Origin of the sequence: Lysobacter cavernae, from assembly GCF_042648505.1 — a bacterium.
In the GTDB taxonomy this organism is placed as follows: Bacteria; Pseudomonadota; Gammaproteobacteria; order Xanthomonadales; family Xanthomonadaceae; genus Lysobacter_L; species Lysobacter_L cavernae.
In genome coordinates this window covers 620,410-640,409 of record NZ_JBHRXK010000001.1, presented here as the reverse complement: position 1 = coordinate 640,409, position 20,000 = coordinate 620,410, and the positions used below count along the sequence as shown (strand labels likewise).

The 20,000-nt window shown below is 66.3% G+C and carries 13 protein-coding genes; 9 read left to right on the top strand and 4 right to left on the bottom strand.

The annotated features are described in order from the left end of the window. Positions 1-140 precede the first annotated feature (140 nt). The 4 genes from ACFOLC_RS02805 (at position 141) to ACFOLC_RS02790 (ending at position 8,105) form a co-directional block, all read left to right on the top strand. Positions 141-3,134: a TonB-dependent receptor gene (locus ACFOLC_RS02805; RefSeq protein ID WP_386757299.1), complete on the top strand. Its 2,994-nt coding sequence runs from the start codon at positions 141-143 to the stop codon at positions 3,132-3,134. A gap of 431 nt (positions 3,135-3,565) precedes the next feature. Then, positions 3,566-4,177: an RNA polymerase sigma factor gene (locus ACFOLC_RS02800; RefSeq protein ID WP_386757297.1), complete on the top strand. Its 612-nt coding sequence runs from the start codon at positions 3,566-3,568 to the stop codon at positions 4,175-4,177. Then, a complete protein-coding gene (locus ACFOLC_RS02795; RefSeq protein WP_386757295.1) occupies positions 4,174-5,163 on the top strand; it encodes a FecR family protein in 990 nt (329 codons plus the stop codon). The genes ACFOLC_RS02800 and ACFOLC_RS02795 overlap by 4 nt, the downstream gene beginning before the upstream one ends. A gap of 95 nt (positions 5,164-5,258) precedes the next feature. Continuing rightward, entirely contained in the window at positions 5,259-8,105 is a 2,847-nt protein-coding gene (locus tag ACFOLC_RS02790) for a TonB-dependent receptor domain-containing protein (protein WP_386757293.1), read from the top strand. A 560-nt stretch (positions 8,106-8,665) separates the two neighbouring features. Here the strand turns inward: ACFOLC_RS02790 and tsf are convergent. From tsf to ACFOLC_RS02775, 3 genes are all read right to left on the bottom strand, one after another. After that, positions 8,666-9,547, bottom strand: coding sequence for a translation elongation factor Ts (gene tsf, locus ACFOLC_RS02785; RefSeq protein WP_386757291.1), 882 nt, complete (start codon positions 9,545-9,547; stop codon positions 8,666-8,668). A 127-nt stretch (positions 9,548-9,674) separates the two neighbouring features. Then, entirely contained in the window at positions 9,675-10,493 is an 819-nt protein-coding gene (rpsB, locus tag ACFOLC_RS02780) for a 30S ribosomal protein S2 (protein WP_386757289.1), read from the bottom strand. A 339-nt stretch (positions 10,494-10,832) separates the two neighbouring features. After that, the gene (locus ACFOLC_RS02775; RefSeq protein ID WP_386757287.1) at positions 10,833-11,510 is read right to left on the bottom strand and encodes a dioxygenase family protein; all 678 of its coding nucleotides are present in this window, start codon (positions 11,508-11,510) and stop codon (positions 10,833-10,835) included. 106 nt (positions 11,511-11,616) lie between these two features. Here ACFOLC_RS02775 and map point away from each other — a divergent pair, with 106 nt between their 5' ends. The 5 genes from map to dapE are packed head-to-tail and all read left to right on the top strand — an operon-like array spanning position 11,617 to position 17,460. Beyond that, positions 11,617-12,393, top strand: coding sequence for a type I methionyl aminopeptidase (map, locus tag ACFOLC_RS02770; RefSeq protein WP_386757285.1), 777 nt, complete (start codon positions 11,617-11,619; stop codon positions 12,391-12,393). Beyond that, positions 12,390-15,056: a [protein-PII] uridylyltransferase gene (gene glnD, locus ACFOLC_RS02765; RefSeq protein ID WP_386757283.1), complete on the top strand. Its 2,667-nt coding sequence runs from the start codon at positions 12,390-12,392 to the stop codon at positions 15,054-15,056. The genes map and glnD overlap by 4 nt, the downstream gene beginning before the upstream one ends. Beyond that, positions 15,053-15,949, top strand: a complete 897-nt coding sequence (gene dapD, locus ACFOLC_RS02760) for a 2,3,4,5-tetrahydropyridine-2,6-dicarboxylate N-succinyltransferase (protein ID WP_386757281.1) — start codon at positions 15,053-15,055, stop codon at positions 15,947-15,949. Before glnD ends, dapD begins: the two co-directional genes overlap by 4 nt. 4 nt (positions 15,950-15,953) lie before the next feature. Next, positions 15,954-16,319 carry a Spx/MgsR family RNA polymerase-binding regulatory protein gene (locus ACFOLC_RS02755; RefSeq protein ID WP_386757279.1) on the top strand — a complete coding sequence of 122 codons (366 nt, stop codon included), beginning with the start codon at positions 15,954-15,956 and terminating at the stop codon, positions 16,317-16,319. After that, the gene (dapE, locus tag ACFOLC_RS02750) at positions 16,312-17,460 is read left to right on the top strand and encodes a succinyl-diaminopimelate desuccinylase (protein ID WP_386757277.1); all 1,149 of its coding nucleotides are present in this window, start codon (positions 16,312-16,314) and stop codon (positions 17,458-17,460) included. Before ACFOLC_RS02755 ends, dapE begins: the two co-directional genes overlap by 8 nt. A 41-nt stretch (positions 17,461-17,501) precedes the next feature. Here dapE and ACFOLC_RS02745 read toward each other — a convergent pair whose 3' ends face one another. Beyond that, positions 17,502-19,847, bottom strand: a complete 2,346-nt coding sequence (locus ACFOLC_RS02745; RefSeq protein ID WP_386757276.1) for a penicillin acylase family protein — start codon at positions 19,845-19,847, stop codon at positions 17,502-17,504. Between the last annotated feature and the right edge of the window lie 153 nt (positions 19,848-20,000).

Genomic DNA, 20,000 nt, shown 5'->3' with positions numbered 1-20,000 from the left:
TTGTCACAATTTAAAATAAACAACCCCTTAACAAGTTGACGTCCGGCCATGACCAAAGTCATGGTCTGTTTGCCTCTTTTGGGCATTCATCTTGTTGAATTTGGGGGAATAACGTGTCGAAACGAATCTCTAGGCGCGCCATGCGCCGTAGTGCGTTGAGTCTTGCCCTGGGTTTCACGTTGGCCTCGGTAGCGGGGGCCGTGATGGCCCAGAGCGCGGCCGGTTCGATCTTCGGTAGAGCCGAAGCGGGACAGCCCATTCAGATTGAGAACCTTGATACCGGAACGAAGCGCGAGATTTCGGCCGATGGGTCCGGACGTTTCAGCTTCACCCAGCTGCCAACGGGACGCTATCGGATTACATCCGCTGGAGTCAGCCGCGAGGCCATGGTCAACGTCGGCACCGGCACCGAGGTCAGCTTCGGGGCGGCAGCGAGTGCGGATGCCACGAACCTGGACCGTGTCGAAGTCGTCGGCACAGGTGCGTTCAACCCGATCGATGTCTCGTCGGTCGAATCGTCGACCGTCTTCACGGCGGAGCAGATGAGCCAGCTGCCGGTGGCGCGCGATGTCACCAGCGTCGCTCTGCTGGCTCCGGGAGCTGTCAGGGGTGACAGCGGGTTTGGCAACGTGGCTTCGTTCGGCGGCTCCTCGCCAGCCGAGAACGGTTATTACATCAACGGCTTTGACGTCACCAACCTCTTCAATTTCCTGTCCTATGCGGACCTGCCATTCGATGCAATCGCCGAGCAGCAGGTCAAGACGGGTGGCTACGGCGCGGAGTACGGCCGCTCCTTGGGCGGCATCGTCAGCATCGTGACCAAGCGGGGTTCCAACGAATGGAAGGGCGGAGCCAGCGTTTACTGGAACCCGGAAGGGCTGCGCGAGCACAGCCGCAATGTGATCAGTCGCAACCCGGCTGATCTTGCAGACGGGCATGTCTACAGCCAGTACCGGGAAGACAATCAGGACGATGATTTTTCGTACAACGTCTATGGCGGCGGCCCGATCATCAAGGACCGTCTGTTCGTATTCGGCCTGGTGGAGGGCGTGGACGACAGCTATGACCGGTACTACGACGACACCAGCCGGCATGTGAAGAACACACAGCCGCGTGGCATGGTGAAGCTCGATTGGAATATCACCGACAACCACCTGCTCGAGTTCACTGGCATTTCCAACCGCGACAAAGAAAAGTACGTCGACTACACCAATCCGAACGGGTCCTTGTACACGGGGGAGCATGGTGAAGAGTCCGCGCGGTACACCATCGAGCGTGGCGGCGAGATCTACACGGCCAAGTACACCGGGCATCTGACCGACAATTTCACCCTCTCGGCCCAGGCCGGAAAGCTGGAAATAACCACGGAAGATCGTGACCCGCTGCTGCTGGGTAGCGAGGTGTGCCCGCGTGCTTTCGACAGTCGCACCAATCCAAGCCAGACGGTCAAGATCGGTTGCTGGAACGAAAGCGTCACCTTCGTGCGCGACCCCGATGCTCCCAAGGATCTCGACAAACGGGATGCTTATCGCCTGGATGGTGAGTGGCAGATCGGTGATCACTCGATCCGCTTCGGCTACGACCACGAAAAGTTTGCATCACAGCGCGCCGGCCAAAGCTATACCGGCGGGATCTACTACCGTTATTACAGGCGAGCGGGCGATTTCAACGTGAATGGGGTGTTGGTGCCGGCAGGCACCAATTACGTCCGCACGTGGGATTACCGCAGCCTGTCGGGTAACTTCGAGGTCATCAACACGGCAGCCTACCTCGAGGACAGCTGGCAGGTGACCGACGATGTACTGCTGTACGGCGGCCTTCGCATGGAGGATTTCGAGAATTTCAATGCCGAGGGCGACACCTTCGCCAAGTCCGACTCGCTGCTCGCGCCGCGTGTGGGCTTTTCCTGGGACATCAACGGCGACTCCACGATGAAGCTGTTCGGTAACGCGGGCCGTTACTTCATTCCGATCGCTTCCAATACCAGCGTGCGCATGTCGGGCGGCGACAATACGGCGGAGAACTTCTTCTTCTACGACGGCAACATCGACCCGGTGACTGGCGCACCTGCTAACGGACTTGGTGCACAGATCGGGCCGTCCGATGACAGCGCACCAGTGGCCCCGGATTCGCGGACGGTGTCCGCAACCAATCTGGATCCCATGTATCAAGACGAGTTCATCCTGGGGTTCCAGCAGCAGCTCAGCGCCAACTGGACGGCCGGCGTCCGCGGCATCTACCGCAAAGTGCAGAACGGCATGGACGACTACTGCAGTCATCAGCCGTTCCAGGATTGGGCCGACGACAACGGTCATGCCAATTTCGACGTCAACAGCCTGGCAGGGTGCGTCCTGGTGAACCCGGGACGTGATTTGCAGCTTGCGGTCGATCTGGAGGGTGACGGCAACCTGCAGCAAGTCAGCATTCCGTCGGCCTATTTCGGCATGCCGAGGTACAAGCGTTCGTACAAAGCCCTTGATTTCTTCTTCGAGCGTCGCTTTGCCGACGACTGGTACCTGCAGGGCTCGTACACCCTGGCCAAGAGCGAGGGTAACGTCGAGGGTTATGTCAACTCGACGCTGGAACAGTCCGATGCCGGCATCACGCAGGACTTCGACAACGCGCTGTTCACGGATGGCACCTACGGTCCGTTGCCCAATGACCGTCGACACACGGTCAAGCTCTTTGGTGCGTACCAGCTGACCGAGGAATGGTTGGTGGGCGGTTCTTTCCTGTTGCAGTCAGGCCGTCCGCTCAACTGCAATGGCTACATCCCGCTTGACGATCCCAGGATCGGAATTGACCGTTCGACGTTCAATAATTACGCGGCCTCCAGTTTCTATTGCCGTAATGCCGCAGGTGAGGATGTTCTGCACAACCGTGGCGACCAGGGGCGAACCCCGTGGGTTTACAACCTGGACGCGTCTGTTGCGTATACCCCGAACTGGGCGAACAAGAAGCTCACGCTGGAGATGAAGGTGTTCAATATCTTCAACATCCAGCGCGTGACCGAGTACGAGGAGACGTCCGCCTACGGTGGTAATGCCGCGCAGGCTCCGGACCTGAACTACCTCAACGTGGTGAACTATCAGTCGCCGCGTTCGGTCCTGTTCTCGGCTCGTTACCAATTCTGATCGCTCCTCTGGCCAGAGCCGGGAGGTTCTGGCCGTTTAGATATGCCGCCGGGGATCCCGGCGGCATTTTTTCATTAGGGGTGCCCCGCCAGGTATGCGTGTGTTACGGCCATGAAAGTGGGGTGGCGGCGGCCTCCTGCGTTATGGCTTGCATGGAGAGGCTGGCAAAAACCGAATCGGGGCTGTTGCGGGCAGTGGGGCGGAGGCGTCGGACGCCTGACGTCCCGCGCCATGCGTGCTACAAAGTCCCAGAGGGGGGCGGTCTCGGGCCGGTCCAGGACGGCGGGCACGCCACGGTGTGCAAGGCTCCCGGGGGACGTGCGGGGGCTGTTGCCGCCGATGACCGGATTCGCGTCGGAGTGATTGCTGCGAGCCATGAAATCAGGGAAATCGAATCTGCCGCTTCCAGGGGACCGCGACCGGACTGCGTCGTGGCTTCTGCGGGGCTGCGCGTGAATCGGTTTCCGGTCAAGGCCTTGGCCCCGATTGGATGGACGGAGGATTCCGGGTCGAGTGGCTCGGTAGACGGCGATTTCGATAGGTTCCTGCGTGAGCAGCGTGGGCCGCTGATTGCCTTTCTCGGCAAGCGTGCCAGCGAGGAGGATGCCAAGGACATCGCCCAGGAAGCCATGGTGCGCCTGATCCGCTACCGCGCGCAGCCGCCGGAACAGCTCAAGCCGCTGATGTACCGCATCGCGCTCAATGTCCTCAACGACCGCGGCCGCCGCGAACTCAGCCGGCATGCTGCCGCGCACGTCAGCCTTGACGAGGATTTCCACACGCTGCCGTCGTTCGAGCCGGCACACGATCAACGCATTGCCCATGAGCAGGAGCTGGCGTTGGTACGGGCGGTCATCCTGCAATTGCCCGAACGGTGCCGGCAGGTGTACCTGCTCAATCGGATCGAGGGCATGAGTTACAGCGAGATCGCGCGCCATTGCGGCATATCGGTAAAGGCCGTCGAGAAGCACATCGGCAAGGCGCTGACGCTGCTGCGCATGAAGTTCAAGCAAAGCGGTATTGAATCCGAGGGGACGTTGTGAGCACGACGTCGCCCTTGCACGAGGGCCAGGCGGAAGCCTGGCTGGCGCGGCTGCTGTCGCCGGAATGCAGCGCGCCCGAGCGCACTGCATTTGAGGATTGGCTGGCCCAATCCCCGGGCAACATCGAGGCATACCTGGAGGCCGAGCGGATTCATGCATTGGCAGCATCCCTGTCGTCCGACGAGCTGATCCGCGCGGCTGCGCGCAGTGCACGGCGCAAGCCCGCTGCCGCGGCGCCATCGCGACGCCGATGGCAGCCGCTGCTGTCGGCGCTGGCGGCGGCATTGGTGGTGACCGCGGGTGCGGCCTTCTGGTGGCTGCGTGCGCCACAGGGCACGGTCGAGGAGTACGCCGCTGCGCGAGGCGAACAGCGCGAGGTCGTCCTGAACGATGGCACCGTGGTGTTGCTCGATACCGAATCGGCGCTCGTGGCACGGTTTGATGGCGAGCGGCGCCTGGTCGAGTTGCAACGCGGTCGCGCGCAGTTCGTGGTGGGCCTGGACCGGCGGCGTCCGTTCCTGGTCAGGGCCGGCGCCAGCACCGTGCGCGATATCGGCACGACCTTCCAGGTCAGTCGGCTCGATGAGACGGTCAATGTCGGCCTGCTCGACGGCAGCGTGGAGGTTGCTGCCGTGGCCGAGGGTACGGAGCAGCGCCGTGTCCTGGTACCGGGCGAACAGATCACGGTCGAAGCGGACGGCACTCTCCAGGACAAGCGGCCGCTCGATCTGGCCGTGGCCAGTGCCTGGCCGCAGGGCGACCTGGTGTTCAAGCAGCAGCGCCTCGACCGGTTGCTGGAGGAGATGAATCGCTACTCGTCCCTGCAACTGCGCCTGGGCGATCCCGCGCTGGCCGGGCTTGAGATCAGCGGTGTATTCCATGTCGGTGATCAGACTGCCTTGGCAGCCGCGCTGGAGCGCGGCTGGTCACTGCGGACCGAGCGCATCGGCCAACACGAGATCGTCCTGCACGGCCCGCCGCAATAGGCGTCGGAAGCACGCGCCAGCACCGGCGCGCGCATTGCATGGCCGGGTGGGCTTGCGTAATGTGAAGGCCAGTGCAAAGCCCGACTGCCGGATGAATGGCCAGGAAGTTTCGGTACACCTTCGCCATCTTCGGTGCCTTGTCCGGGGCCTGGCTTGCCAGGCCGGTCCTGGCCGCTCAGGCCCAGGGCACCGTCGCTGAAACCCGCTTCAGCATTCCCGCCGGCGCGCTTGGCCGCAGCTTGCAGGCATTGGCGACACAGAGCCGGCTGCAGATCCTGTACGCGCCGGAGCTGGTCGAAGGACAGCGTGCGCGTGGCCTGCAGGCCACGTTGAGCCCGCAACAGGCATTGGCCCTGCTGCTGGAGCACTCTGGTCTGCAGGCCGTGCCGGTCAATGCCAATACCTTCCTGGTGCAGCGTCTGCCCGATGCTGGAGCGACACCGCGGCCGCGACGGGGGGCCTCGTTCGACGAACCGGTCGAAATGGCGACGGTGCAGGTTACCGGCACGCACATTCCGCGCGAACGCCTCGACGTGGTCTCGACGATGCCGTCGACCCTGATCAGCCGCGCGCAGATCGAAGCCAGCGGCTACCAGACCCTGTTTGAAGTGCTCAGCCATCAGCCGGGCATGACCAGTCACCATCCGGTCGATGTTGCCTCGGAAGGCGCGTTCCAGACGCAACAACCCTTCGCCGCGGCGGCGACCGCGAGCCTGTACGGGCTGGGGCCGCGGGCGACGTTGTTCCTGGTCGATGGGCGACGCGTGGCCAATTACGGACTGGCTTCGGCCGACCTGGGCGGGTTGACCGATCTCAACGGGATTCCGTTGAGCATGATCGAACGCATCGAGATCATCCGGGGCGGCGCCTCGGCCATCTACGGCGCCGATGCCATGGCCGGCGTGGTCAACATCATCCTCAAGCGCGAGCAGGAGGGTGGTGAAGTCGTCGCGCGTTACGGCCTTTCCGACCGCGGTGATACCGAGCAACGCCGGCTTTCACTGAGTTATGGCCAGGACACCGCCTCCGGCGGTTTCTTCCTGCTGAGCGCCGATTACTTCCAGCGTGATGCGCTGCTCGGCCGTGATCGTGACTGGCGAAGCTCCGACCTGCGGCGCTTCGGCCTCGGCGACTGGCGGCTCCCGTTGGGCTACCACACCTTCGACGGCGAGCTGGTGCAGGAGGCATGCCCACCGTCCCTGCATGCGACCGCCGGCGGTTGCCTGTTCGACAGGCCGCCTTACATCACCTTGCAGCCGCGGATGGAAAGCCTGGCGGTCTACGGGTACCTGCTCCAGCCCTTGACCGATTCGCTGGATCTGCGCGCGAGTGTGCGCCTGAGCCAGGTCGACCAATCGCTGCAAGGAGCTCCGATATACGGCAGCGTGATCCTGCCGTACGGGCATCCCGACGACGTCGATCCGGGGAGTCCGACCTACCTCAATTACGTGTTCTTCGACATCGGCCCGGTGCGCAGCCGCAGCCGGGCGCGGACGCAGGACATCAGCATCGGCCTCACCGGTCAGCGCGGCAATTGGCAGTGGCAGGCTGACCTGCTCCATCACCGCAACGATGTCGACAACCGGATCGACGGGCTGGTGCGTGACAGCGTGTTTAGCCGTTCCATCGACGAGCTGACTTACCGCTTCAACGTGGCCGGTAATCCGCAGGCGCTGCTGGCCGAGCTTTCGCCCCAGGTCGGGGTGAAGGGCGAGGCGGCGCTCGATCAACTGGTCTTCGGTTTCAATGGCCCCTGGTTTGCACTGCCGGCAGGCAAGGCGCAGGCGGCGATTGGCATCGAGATCAGCCGCGACACACTGAGCAACCACCCCGACGCATTGATACTCGAACACGACGTGGCGCTGGGTGCGCAGAAGAGTCATATCGACGAGAGCCGCAACAGTTCGGCGCTGTACGCCGAACTGAGCCTGCCGTTGGCGCAACGGTTGCTGGTCGACCTGGCCTGGCGCATCGATCACCGCCAAGGCTACGGCAGCGAGTCCTCACCGAAGCTGGGACTGAAGTGGAACGTGCTGGACTCGTTGACCCTGCGTGCGACCAGCGCCACCGGCTACCGGGCGCCTTCGTTGTTCGAGATGCGGCGTCCCAGTGTCATCCGTAACCTGGATGCAGTGCTGGAGACCGAGGTGCTGGCCCCCTGCGAAATCTCGGCCCAGCTCGAAAACGGCACCCGCTACTGCCTCGTCGATCGCGGTTCGATCGAAAACCCGAACCTGCAGCCCGAGACTTCGCGCAGCAGCACCATCGGCCTGGTGTGGGCTCCGTCCGCCGCTTTAAGCCTCAGCCTCGATTATTTCCAGATCCGCCGCCGCAACGAGATCGTGCCGATCGCGGCAGCGGGCACCGACGGCTCGTTTCCGGGGTCGCTGGTGCGTGATGAGTCGGGGCTGCTGATTGCGGTCAACGACTACTTCGACAACATCGGCCGCACCGATGTCAGCGGGTGGGAGCTGCAGTCCGAGTACCGCATCGAGAGCGAGCGTCACGGACGTTTTACCCTGCGCCTGTCCGGCAGCCTGCTCGATCAGTTGCGTCGACAGAGCGACGCCGGTGACACCGCATTCGACTACGCCGGATTTGGCGCTCCGAAGCGTGCCGTGCTGGCGGGCGTCGAATGGGCCTATGGGGATTGGACCACCGCGCTGAATCTGCACGGACTGGGCCCCGTCAACGTGGACCTGCCTGGGCAGCCGTGCCCGTCATGGAATGCCGCGGTGCGCAAATGCCGGACCCCGGCCACGAGCACCGCCGACCTGTATCTGGCCTATGCCGGTATCGCCGGCTGGCGACTCTCGTTGAACGTGAACAACCTTGGCGACCGCGAGCCGGTCAACTACGACGTCGGGAAGGGGGGCTACGACATCGCCTTCGACGACCCTGTCGGCCGTTATTACCTGGTCAGCGCCGCCTACCGCTTCTGAATCCCTGGGGATTCGCCCTGGGGGATGGCGGAAGGGCCGAATCTGCAGGGACGGCGCACGGTCACCCGCATCGGTGATGGAGAGGGTAGGGAGGTCACGTCATCCCTGCGTTAAGGACAGTGGAGCTTCCAGACGGAAGCCTCAGCGCCAAGGATGGCGCACTCCTTCCCTCGGACCGCAGCGTCCGGTTGGGCAGGGCGGGGAGCCGACATGCAGAAAAATCTTCCGACGCAGACGCGTCGGTGGCCCACGCATTCCGGTATCGCCTTGCCGGCAGCGGGGGTTGCACGGTGTCTCGATGAGGCGGGTGAGCCGGCTCGATCCCGTGCCAGATGCGATTGTGCGTGCCAGGACGGCGCGCCGCCGGGCGGATACCACGGGATCCGTCCGGCAATGCCGGAGCGGCCCCGCGCCGGCATGTCTGGAAAAGTCCAGGACGGGCTTTTCCAGATTCTTTTTCTTGCAACTGGCGGGCAGAGCCTGCGACGTCGCCGCCCCCAGAAAGCGAAAAGGCCGCGATCGCTCGCGGCCTTTCCGGTACTGCGGACAGAACGCTCGGCTTACGCCAAGCCTGCCTGCTTCATGACTTCGGCAGCGTAGTCCTCGACCACCTTCTCGATACCCTCGCCGACGGCGATGCGCTGCGAGCTGACGACCTCGGCACCGGCGGCCTTGAGCACCTGCTCGACGGTCTGGTTGGTGTCGAGCACGTACGGCTGGCCGTACAGGGTGACCTCGTTGACGATCTTGGCGATCTTGCCGCTGATGATCTTCTCGAGGATGTCGGCCGGCTTGGCCTTGTCCTTGTCGGACATCTTGGCCAGCTCGATTTCCTTTTCCTTGGCCACGAACTCGGCCGGGACGTCGGACGCCTTGATGTGCGGCGGGTTCATCGCAGCGACGTGCATCGCCAGGCCACGGGCCAGTTCGGCGTCGCCGCCCTTGACCTCGATCAGCACGCCGATGCGGCCGCCGTGGACATAGGCGGCAACGTTGTTGGCGCTGTTGGCAACGACCAGTCGGCGCACCTGGATGTTCTCGCCGAGCTTGGAGATGGCGGCGGCGCGGGTTTCCTCGACGGTCTCGCCGGACGGCAGCTTGGCCGACTTGAGGGCTTCGGCGTCGGCGGCACCCGAAGCCAGGGCGGCCTGGGCGACGGCGTTGGCGAAAGCGAGGAAGTTCTCGTCCTTGGCCACGAAGTCGGTCTCGGAGTTGATCTCGACCAGCACGGCCTTGCCGCCGTCCTGGGCGACTGCGATGCGGCCTTCGGCGGCGACGCGGTCGGCCTTCTTGTCGGCCTTGGCCAAGCCCGACTTGCGCAGCCATTCGGCCGCGGCGTCGATGTCGCCGTTGTTCTCGACGAGCGCCTTCTTGCACTCCATCATGCCGGCGCCAGTGCGCTCGCGGAGTTCCTTGACGAGGGAAGCGGTGATTTCAGCCATGGGGTTACCTCGGAATTCGTTGAATGTGCAGGAGCGGCTGGTGCCGCGATCGGATCACGCCGGATAACGCCCCTGCGAAACAGTGCGATGCGGCCGCGCAGCATGGCGCGGCCGCATGACGCGGGTCTTACTCGGCCTTCTTGGCCGGTGCCTTCTTGGCCGGGGCGCGACCGCGCGGTGCCTTGCGGTCTTCCTTGGCGCCGGCGTCGTCGCCTTCGACGGCCTCGGCGAAGTCTTCCTCGCGCACGCTGGCGGCCGACGGCGCAGCGGCCTTGCCTTCCAGCACGGCGTCAGCGGCGGCGCGGGCGTACAACTGCACGGCGCGGATGGCGTCGTCGTTGCCCGGGATCGCGTAGTCGACCAGCTCCGGGTTGTAGTTGGTGTCAACCACGGCGATGACCGGGATACCGAGCTTCTTGGCTTCCTTGATCGCGATGTCTTCGTGGCCGATGTCGATCACGAACAACGCGTCGGGCAGGCGGTTCATGTCCTTGATGCCGCCCAGCGAGGCTTCCAGCTTGTCGCGCTCACGGCGCAGGCCCAGCACTTCGTGCTTGACCAGCTTCTGGAAGGTGCCGTCGGTTTCGGCCGCTTCCAGTTCCTTCAGGCGCTGCACGGACTTCTTGACGGTGGCGAAGTTGGTCAGCGTGCCGCCCAGCCAACGCTGGTTCATGTACGGCATGCCGCAACGCTCGGCCTCCTCCTTGATCGACTCACGCGCCGAGCGCTTGGTGCCGAGGAACAGGATCATGCCGCGCTTCTGGGCGATGCCCGAGAGGAAGTTCATCGCGTCGTTGAACAGCGGAACGGTCTTCTCGAGGTTGATGATGTGGATCTTGCCGCGGGCGCCGAAGATGTACGGACCCATCTTCGGGTTCCAGTAACGGGTCTGGTGGCCGAAGTGGACGCCGGCTTCCAGCATCTGGCGCATGGTGATCTGGGGCATTGCTTGAACTCCAAAGGCAGTGGAACCGGCCGCCGGATAGGTGATGGCGGCTGCCTCGGCAGGGCCGGGCGAAGGTTCCGGGGTTGGGCCTCCCCGCTGCTTCCGTGACCGAACCGCGTACTTTTCAGGTACGTGGCACCCCGGCACGGAGGGTGGCAGCGGGTGTGTATTCGCCTGCGGATCGGGACGGAACCCGGGCCGCTTTCGCCCTGGCGTGGGGCGGCGCGACTGGCAGGGCCGGCCGCAAAGCCGCGGAATTGTAGCCGCAACAGCCGCTTGCGGGCAACTTTGGGGTGGCTGATGCTGAACAGGGGGCGTTCCCGGCGCCACTCGCCGATGCTATTCGCCGGCCAGGACGATATCCCAGCGATAGAGCCGCACGCCCTCGCGTTCCCCCATGGCCTGTGCGGTGACCGCGGCCTGCAGTTTCGCACTTTGCAGGGCGGGGTACAGGGTGTCACGCTCGTTGGGCTCGCCGGGGAAGAACATCTGCGTCATCAGGCGCCGCCGCTTCCCGCGCACGTCAAAATGGATATGGCGCTGCCGCCTTTCGTATGGCATGGGCACGACCGTGCGGATCCAGTAGCGGCCTTCCGCATCGGCGCGGATTACGGCGGCGCCCTGGAAATTCGGGTCGTATGGTCGGCCCGTGGTGTCGCTGGGGTGGTGATAACGGCCCAGTCCGTTGGTTTGCCAGAGGTCGATCAGGGCGCCCGATACGGGCAGTCCCGCTTCGCTGAGCACGCGTCCCGTCAATTCCATGATCGTGCCCTGGGCCTGGCCCGGCTGGCCGGCAATGCGGGTGAGGTCCGCGTCTTCCTCGGGCGGGCGGTCCAATGGATAGAAGGGGCCAAGGGTCAGCTGTGGCGTGCCACGGCGAATGAGTGGCTCTTTTGCAGCCCAGGCCGACCCCGGCAGGATCAGCGACCATGCCGCCCCCAGGCCGGTGATCACCCGTCGGCGCGATATCCGCAATGGCGACGACTGCGTCCCGAGCGAGGGGGTTGCGCAGGCCATGATCTGCTCCTGACCGGTTGTTTCTCCTCAGAACGGCGCGCGAAAGGTGGGCGGGACAACCTTTCAGTCCATCGGATATGGCGGCCGATGGCGCATAATTGGCCTCATGGCCATCACCATCAAGACCCCCGCAGAAATCGAGAAGATGCGCGTCGCCGGCCGCCTGGCCGCCGAGGTGCTGCAGGTCGTCGCCCCGCACGTGAAGCCGGGCGTGACCACCGAGGAGCTCGATCGCATCTGTCACGACCACATCGTCAACGTGCAGCACGCGATCCCGGCCAACGTCGGCTACAAGGGCTTTCCCAAGACGGTGTGCACCTCGGTCAACAACGTCATCTGCCACGGCATCCCGAGCGAAGCCAAGGTCCTCAAGGACGGCGACATCGTCAACATCGACGTCACCGTGATCAAGGACGGCTGGCACGGCGACACCAGCCGCATGTACGTCGCCGGCACCCCGTCGATCATGGCCAAGCGCCTGGTGGACGTGACCCGCGAGGCGATGTTCCGCGGCATTCGCCTGGTCAAGCCCGGTGCGACCCTCGGCGACATCGGTGCGGCGATCCAGCAGTACGCCGAGGCCGAGCGCTTCAGCGTGGTGCGCGAGTACTGCGGCCACGGCATCGGCCAGATCTATCACGAGGACCCGCAGGTGCTGCATTACGGCCGTGCCGGCGAGGGCCTGGTGCTGAAGCCGGGCATGACCTTCACGATCGAGCCGATGATCAACGAGGGCGCGCGCCACACCAAGCTGCTGCCCGATGGCTGGACCGTAGTTACCAAGGACCGCAAGCTTTCAGCGCAGTGGGAGCACACCGTGGCGGTGACGCAGGACGGCGTCGAGATACTGACCCGCCTGCCCGGCGACGACAACGACCTATGACCGGCCCCGTTGCCGCCGACGCTGGGTTGGCGGCGCGTCCGGCAACGCCTGAGGACACGGGCCGGGCGGCAGCGATCCGTCATGCGCTCGCCACGGTCGATGCCGCGCTGGCGCAGCGTTTCGACAGCGACGCCCAGGCCGACATCGACCGGCTACTGCGCGCACGTGCCGATGCGGTCGACACGCAGGTGCGTGCCGCATGGCGCGACTGCATCGCCGATGATGCGCCGTTGGCCTTGTTCGCCGTCGGCGGCTACGGCCGTGGCGAGCTGTTTCCGCAGTCCGACATCGACCTGCTGGTGCTGGCCGAACCCGATACCCAGGTGGCCTACGCCGAAGCGTTGGCGCGCTTCTTCGCGCTGCTGTGGGACGCGGGCCTGCCGCTTGGCCATGCGGTGCGTTCGGCCGCGCAATGCACGCAGGCCGCTGCCGACATCACCGTCCTCACGGCGATGCTGGAGGCGCGACCGTTGCTCGCGGATGTGCCGCACCTGCACGCCCTGCAGGCTGCGGTTGCGCCGAGCCAGGTGTGGCCGGCGGGGGCGTTCTTCGCCGCCAAGCGCGAGGAGCTGCGCCTGCGCCACGCCCGCTACGACGACACCGCCGACAACCTCGAGCCGAACCTGAAGGAAGGTCCCGGCGGCCTGCGCGACGTGCAGACCCTGCGCTGGATGGCACTGCGGATCGTCGGTACCGGTGACCTGGAGTCGCTGGTCGCGATCGGCCAGTTCGGCGCCGACGAGTTGACCACGCTCGAACGCGAACGCCGCGCGCTGTCGCGCCTGCGCTTCGGCCTGCATCTGGTCGCCGGCAAGCGCGAGGAGCGGTTGCGCTTCGACTACCAGAAACTGCTGGCCGAACGCCTCGGCCATGTCGACAATGCCGACAACCTGGCCGTCGAGCAGATGATGCAGGGCTTCTACCGCAGCGCGGCGTTGGTGCTGCGCATCGGCGAGCGCCTGCTGCAGCGCTTCGAGGAGCAGATCGAAGGCGAGGCGACGCCGGTCGCGATCAACGAGGCCTTCGAACTGCGTCGCGACTACATCGCCGCACGCGATCCTGACTGGCCGCGAAACGCCCATGACGTGTTCGCGCTGTTTGCGGTCTGGGCGGCGCACGACGAGATCCGCGGCCTGCATTCGCAGACCGCGCGCGCGCTGGCGGAATCGCTGACCCGGGTGCCGGCGTTCCAGCAGACCGAGCCGGCGCTGCGCGAACGCTTCCTGGTGTTGTTGCGCGGCCCGCACCCGGTGCATGCGCTCGAACGCATGGCGCGCCTGGGCGTGCTCGGGCGCTGGATCCCGGCGTTCTCGAAAGTCTCCGGACGCATGCAGTTCGACCTGTTCCATGTCTACACGGTCGACCAGCACACGCTGGCGGTGCTGCGCAATCTGGCACGTTTCGCCTCCGGGATTGCCGACCAGCGTTTCAGCATCGCCCACGAGGTCTGGCCGCGCCTGCGCAAGCCGGAATTGCTGCTGCTCGCCGGCCTGTTCCACGACATCGCCAAGGGCCGCGGCGGCGACCATTCCGAGCTCGGCGGCGACGACGCGCGCATCTTCTGCAGCATGATCGGCCTGTCCGAGGCTGACACCGCGTTGGTCGAATGGCTGGTGCGCCAGCACCTGCTGATGTCGGTGACCGCGCAGAAGCAGGACATCACCGACCCCGAGGTCATTCACCGCTTCGCCACCAAGGTGGCCGATCGCGAGCGACTGGACCATCTGTATCTGTTGACCTGCGCCGACATCGCAGGCACCTCGCCGAAATTGTGGAACGCGTGGAAGGACCGGCTGCTGGCCGACCTCTACACCACCACGCGCCTGGCGCTGCGGCGCGGGCTTGAGCACCCGGTCGCCGGGGCCGAGCGCGCGGCCGAAACGCGCGCCGCGGCGCAGGCCATGCTGACCGCGTTCGGCATCGGCGACGAGGAGATTGCGGCGTTGTACGCGCGCATGCCGGAGATCGGTTTCCAGCGCGGCCGGCCGGACCAGATCGCCTGGCAGGCGGCGTCATTGCGCGGCGCACCGGTCGGCGAGACGCGCGTGCGTGCCCGCGTGGTCGGCGAACAAGGCGGGGCGCGGTCGTCGGGTGAACGCGCCAGCGCGCTCGAAGTGTTCGTGCATTCGCCCGATCGCGACGGCCTGTTCGCGGCGATCGTCGCCACGCTCGACCGGCTTGGCCTGGCCATCCAGCAGGCGCGGGTGCTCGATGGCCCGCACGCGACCATCTTCGACACGTTCGAGGTGGTGCCGATCGACCCGCGCTGCCCGCCGTCGGTCGACGAGGTCGAGCGACGTCTGGCCGAGGTGCTGGCTGGCCCGCTCGATCTGGTGCGGCCGGCGCGCCGTGCGCAGCCGCGCCATCTCAAGCACTTCCGCATCGCGCCGCAGATCGGTTTCGACAACCTGGCCGATGGCCGCACCCTGCTCAGCCTGGTCTGCACCGACCGGCCGGGGTTGCTGGCCGACGTCACCCGGGCCATCCGCAGCCAGGCATTGCGCGTGCACGACGCGCGCATCGCCACCTTCGGCGAGCGTGCCGAAGACGTGTTCCAGATCACCGCCATTGACACCGACGGGCGCGATCGCGCGCTCGACGAAACGCAGCAGCAGGCCCTGCGCGACGCGCTGCTGGCCTGCCTTGAAGGAGACCGCCGATGAGTCCAGAGAAGAAGCCCGCCCGCAAGGCCGTCCGCAAGAAGGTCGCGCCGAAGGCGCCGGGTGCCGATGAACTGAAGTTCATGATCGACAGTGCCTTCGAGCGCCGCGCGATGCTGACTCCCGACGAGGTCGAGGGCTCGACGCGGCCGACGGTGGAGCGGGTGATCTCGGGACTGGAAAACGGCGAATTCCGCGTCGCCGAACCCGATGGCAAGGGCGGCTGGACCGTCAACGAGTGGTTGAAGAAAGCGGTGCTGCTGTACTTCCGCGTCAACGACATGCAGGTGGTCGAGGGTTACCCGGCGCCGTTCTGGGACAAGGTGCCGGCGCGCTTCGACGGCTTCGGCGAGGCCGACTTCCGCAAGCTTGGCGCACGCGTGGTGCCGGGTGCGATCGCCCGCCGCGGCGCGCACATCGGCAAGGACGTGGTGCTGATGCCGAGTTTCGTCAACATCGGCGCGCACGTGGGCGAAGGCAGCATGGTCGACACCTGGGCCACGGTCGGTTCCTGCGCGCAGGTCGGCAAGCACTGCCACCTGTCCGGCGGCGCCGGCATCGGCGGCGTGCTGGAGCCGCTGCAGGCCTCGCCGACGATCATCGAGGACCATTGCTTCATTGGTGCGCGTTCGGAAGTGGTGGAAGGTGTCGTTGTCGGCCACCACAGCGTGATCGGCATGGGCGTGTTCCTCGGCCAGAGCACGCGCATCTACAACCGCGCCACCGGCGAGGTCAGCTACGGCTATGTGCCGCCCTACAGCGTGGTGGTGTCGGGCCAGTTGCCGGCCAAGGATGGGTCGCACTCGTTGTATTGCGCGGTGATCGTCAAGCAGGTCGACGCGAAGACGCGCTCCAAGACCAGCATCAACGATCTGCTGCGCGGTCTGGCCGAGTAAGCGCATGACGACCCTGTTCGGCCTGTCGAACTGCGACACCTGCAAGAAAGCCCGCAAGTGGCTCGATCGTTTTGGCGTCGCCTACACCTTCGTCGACTACCGCGACAACCGCCAATCGCCGGAGACGCTGCTCGAGTGGAAGAGCCAGCTCGGCGGCTGGGACGCGATGATCAACAAGTCGTCGACGACCTGGCGCACGCTGCCGCCCAATCGCAAGGAACCGGCCTCCGACGCCGAGTGGAAGCTGCTGCTGAAGGAATACCCGCAGCTGATCCGTCGCCCGCTGGTGATCAGCGACGACGGCGGGGTGAGCCAGGGCTTCAGCGACAACGGTTTCAAGCAGCGTTTCGGAGTCGGTTCCCTTGGCTGAGCATTCATCGTCCAGTGACGTGTTGGCGCTGACCTGTGAGCTGATCGCGCGTGCATCGGTCACGCCCGATGACGTCGGTTGCCAGGCGTTGATTTCGCAGCGACTGCATGCGTCCGGTATCCACTGCGAGCACCTGCGCTTTGGTGACGTCGACAACCTGTGGGCGGTGCATGGCAGCGACGGCCCGACCCTGGCGCTGCTCGGCCACACCGACGTGGTGCCGCCGGGGCCGCGCGAGGCGTGGGCCAGCGACCCGTTCACCCCCGAAATCCGCGACGGCGTGCTGTACGGTCGCGGCGCGGCCGACATGAAAGGCAGCGTCGCGGCGTTCGTGATCGCGGTCGAGCGTTTCGTCCATGCGCACCCGGACCATCCCGGCCGTATCGCAATCCTGCTGACCTCGGATGAGGAGGGCGATGCGATAGACGGCGTGCGCAAGGTCGCCGATGTGTTCCGCGCGCGCGGCGAACGCCTCGACTGGTGCATCACCGGTGAGCCATCGTCGAAAGCGACACTTGGTGATCTGCTGCGCGTCGGCCGTCGCGGCAGCCTCTCGGCGACGTTGACCGTGCGCGGGGTGCAAGGGCACGTCGCCTATCCGGAAAAAGCGCGCAACCCGGTGCACCAGGCAATGCCGGCACTTGCCGAACTGGCCGCGCGGCGCTGGGACGAGGGCTTTGAGACCTTCCCGCCGACCAGCCTGCAGATCAGCAACGTGCATGCCGGCACCGGTGCCAACAACGTCATCCCGGGCGAGCTGCAGGTGCTGTTCAACCTACGCTACAACCCGACATGGACCGCGGCGCAGTTGCAGGCGCAATGCGAGGCGGTGCTGATGCGGCATGGCCTCGACCATGCCGTGGCCTGGCACCACAGCGGCGACCCGTTCTACACGCCGGAAGGCCCGTTGCGTGCCGCCGCTCGCGAGGTGCTGTCGCAGGTCTGCGGCGTGGCACCGGAGGAAAGCACCGGCGGCGGTACCTCGGATGCGCGTTTCATCGCGCCGCTGGGCACCCAGTGCATCGAGATCGGGCCGGTCAACGCTTCGATCCACAAGGTCGATGAGCACGTGCGCGTGGCCGACCTGGAGGCACTGCCGGGGTTGTACCTGGCCCTGATCGAGCGCCTGCTGCTGCGTTGAGCCGTACACCGCGGCGTCGCCGCCGCGGCGACTGCACGCGCTTACTGCGGCGCCGGTTGCAGCTGCAACGTGTGCTGGCTGGCGCCGGGCAGGAACGGCGTCGGTCGGCCCTGCACCCAATCGTCGTGGCCGGCGCCCCAGTGCGGCGACATCGGATGGCCGCTCTGGCCGCCGGGCATGTGGAACAGGCCTTCGGCTTCGTGGCCCGGTGACACCACCATGCGCTCGGACGCCCCGAAGTCAGGGCCCTGCACGCGTGGCATGCCGCTGTCGCCCGGTAGCGGCTCGGCCTTCATGCACAGCAACGGCTTGGCGATGCCGGGCAGGGCGCGCGACAGCGGGTGGCAGATGCGTGCGGTGTTGCGCTCGCCCCAGCTGCGGGCGGACAGCAGGCCGTTCTCGCGCAGTTCGTTGCGGACCTCGATCGCGGCGTCCTCGAACAGTGCCTCCCAGGTCGCGAACCGTCTCGGCAACAGGTGCGCAGGACGCTGTGTCACCAGCGGCCAGGCCGCGCCCTCGAAGTGGCCGAGATTGGGCATCTCGAAGTCGTCGTCGAGCGCGGCTTGTGCGGGAGCGGTCAGGCCTTGCAGCAGGCGGTCGTGCACGGCCAGACGCCACGCCCGCACCACGCGGTAGCTCACCGAGTCGGTGGACGCGCGGCCCTGCCATTGCGAAGCAGCGGCGGCCAGGGCGTGCAGTGCTGGCGTGGTCGCGGCCCGGTCGCGTTCGCGCAGCAACTGCCACCAGCGCTGCAGGAACAGCGCACGGTCGTCGAGCTGGATCGCCAGCAGGTCGCGTTCGCTGAAGCGGTCGCGCGCCATCAGGCCGTCGCGGATCAGGCCGGCGCGGGCTCCGTTGGCGTAACCGCCATCGCCGACCTTGGCCAGCAATTCGCCGTCGACGACGCGGCTGTTGGCGGTCCACAGGCGTGGCAGCGAGCCGGCCGGCAGGCCGACGCCGGAGGCGGCGGTGATCGACCACGGCGGGCAGGTGCCCGCAGCCATCACCGTGCTGGCCGCGCAGCTTGCCTGGCGTTGCGGCACCGGGCCGAGCAGGCGCCAGGCGATGCGGCCGTTGCGGTCGCCGATCAGCAGGTTCTGGCCGGGGATCGCGGTGTGGTCGGCGATGGCCAGCGCGTCGTCGAGCGAATGCGCGTGCAGGAAGTCCGCCAGACCCAGCGTGAGCGAGCCGGGCTGGTGGGCGACCCATCGCAGCGCCAGCGCAGTGCCGTCGCGCTCGTGCGCCATGATCGGTCCCCACGCGGTTTCTTCGACGTCGAAGTCCACCGGTTTGCCGCCGGCGACGTCGATGCGCTCGACGATCACCTTGCGGCCAGCGCAGGGCGCCTTGGCGCACGCGGGCTGGCGCTGCCAATCGAGCCAATCGCCGTAACTGTTGGTGAAGCCCCAGGCGACCTGGCCGTTGCTGCCGACCACCAGCGCCGGCAGGCCGGGCAGGGTGGCGCCGGTGGCATCGACACGGCCGCCGACCGCGCGCGCATCGGGGTAGCGCAGGCGTGCACGGAACCACAGGTTGGGCGCGCGCAGGCCCAGGTGCATGTCGTCGGCGACGATCGCGCGGCCGTCGGCGGTCAGCGTGCCATCGACGGCGAAATTGTTGCTGCCGACCTCGTTGCGCTCCGGCACCGCGGCACCTTCGTCCTTGGGCATCGGCAGGCGACGCAGGTCGACCGCTGCCGCGTCGGGCAGTACGGCGTCGCCGCGGGCCGTTCCCATCAGCGGCGCATCCCAACTGCTGCCGTCGTGGGCGAGCAGGGCGTACAGCGCCGCCGGCACTTGCGGGCGCAGGCGCGCCATCGCCAGCTCGCGCCGGTTGCCGCCGTCCTGCAGGTCGAAGTACATGGCGTAGCCGGTCAGCGCCGAATCGCTCAGGCGCCACGGCTGCGGCTGCGTGCGCAGCAGCAGGTACGGCCACGGCCGCACCTTCAACGACGCCAGGCCGGCATTCACGCCGTCCACGTACGCCTGCGCCATCGCCCGGTGCGGGCCGAGTATGGCCTGCGGATCGGCCTCGATGCGCGCGCGCAAGCGGTGCACGCGGTGCTGCTTGTCGAGGTCGACCGCCGCTTTGCCGAACAGCGCGGCCAGCTCGCCAGCGGCGGTGCGGCGCAGCAGGTCCATCTCGAAGAACCGCTCCTGCGCGTGCACATAGCCCAGTGCGCGCATCGCGTCGGCTTCGCTGCCGGCGTCGATGGTGACCACGCCCAGCGCATCGCGTTGCACCGTTGCCGGCACCGACAGCCCCCTGACGGCGTACTGGCCATCGAGCGGTGGCAGGCTGCCACGCATGGCCCACCACCCCACCGCGATCACGGCCATCAGTGCGACCGCCAGCGCGATCAGTCCGCGTTTGATCCATTTCTTCATGTGGTTCCTCCCCGGGCCGAGCTTAGCCGATGACGGCCGTTCGATACGGGGCCGTCCGGTGATCGCCTCTTGCATCCGGCCCCGCGCTGTCGCAGGATCGACCCATGATCCGCGCCCCGGCCCCTGTCTGCATCGCGCCTGCCGCCCTTGGTG

What these genes read in the sequence shown, in the direction of transcription:
- ACFOLC_RS02805 (WP_386757299.1), top strand. Translation starts at nt 141, where the DNA reads ATGCGCCGTAGTGCGTTGAGTCTTGCCCTGGGTTTCACGTTGGCCTCG.
- ACFOLC_RS02790 (WP_386757293.1), top strand. Translation starts at nt 5,259, where the DNA reads ATGGCCAGGAAGTTTCGGTACACCTTCGCCATCTTCGGTGCCTTGTCC.
- tsf (WP_386757291.1), bottom strand. Translation starts at nt 9,547, where the DNA reads ATGGCTGAAATCACCGCTTCCCTCGTCAAGGAACTCCGCGAGCGCACT.
- rpsB (WP_386757289.1), bottom strand. Translation starts at nt 10,493, where the DNA reads ATGCCCCAGATCACCATGCGCCAGATGCTGGAAGCCGGCGTCCACTTC.
- ACFOLC_RS02775 (WP_386757287.1), bottom strand. Translation starts at nt 11,510, where the DNA reads ATGGCCTGCGCAACCCCCTCGCTCGGGACGCAGTCGTCGCCATTGCGG.
- map (WP_386757285.1), top strand. Translation starts at nt 11,617, where the DNA reads ATGGCCATCACCATCAAGACCCCCGCAGAAATCGAGAAGATGCGCGTC.
- glnD (WP_386757283.1), top strand. Translation starts at nt 12,390, where the DNA reads ATGACCGGCCCCGTTGCCGCCGACGCTGGGTTGGCGGCGCGTCCGGCA.
- dapD (WP_386757281.1), top strand. Translation starts at nt 15,053, where the DNA reads ATGAGTCCAGAGAAGAAGCCCGCCCGCAAGGCCGTCCGCAAGAAGGTC.
- ACFOLC_RS02755 (WP_386757279.1), top strand. Translation starts at nt 15,954, where the DNA reads ATGACGACCCTGTTCGGCCTGTCGAACTGCGACACCTGCAAGAAAGCC.
- ACFOLC_RS02745 (WP_386757276.1), bottom strand. Translation starts at nt 19,847, where the DNA reads ATGAAGAAATGGATCAAACGCGGACTGATCGCGCTGGCGGTCGCACTG.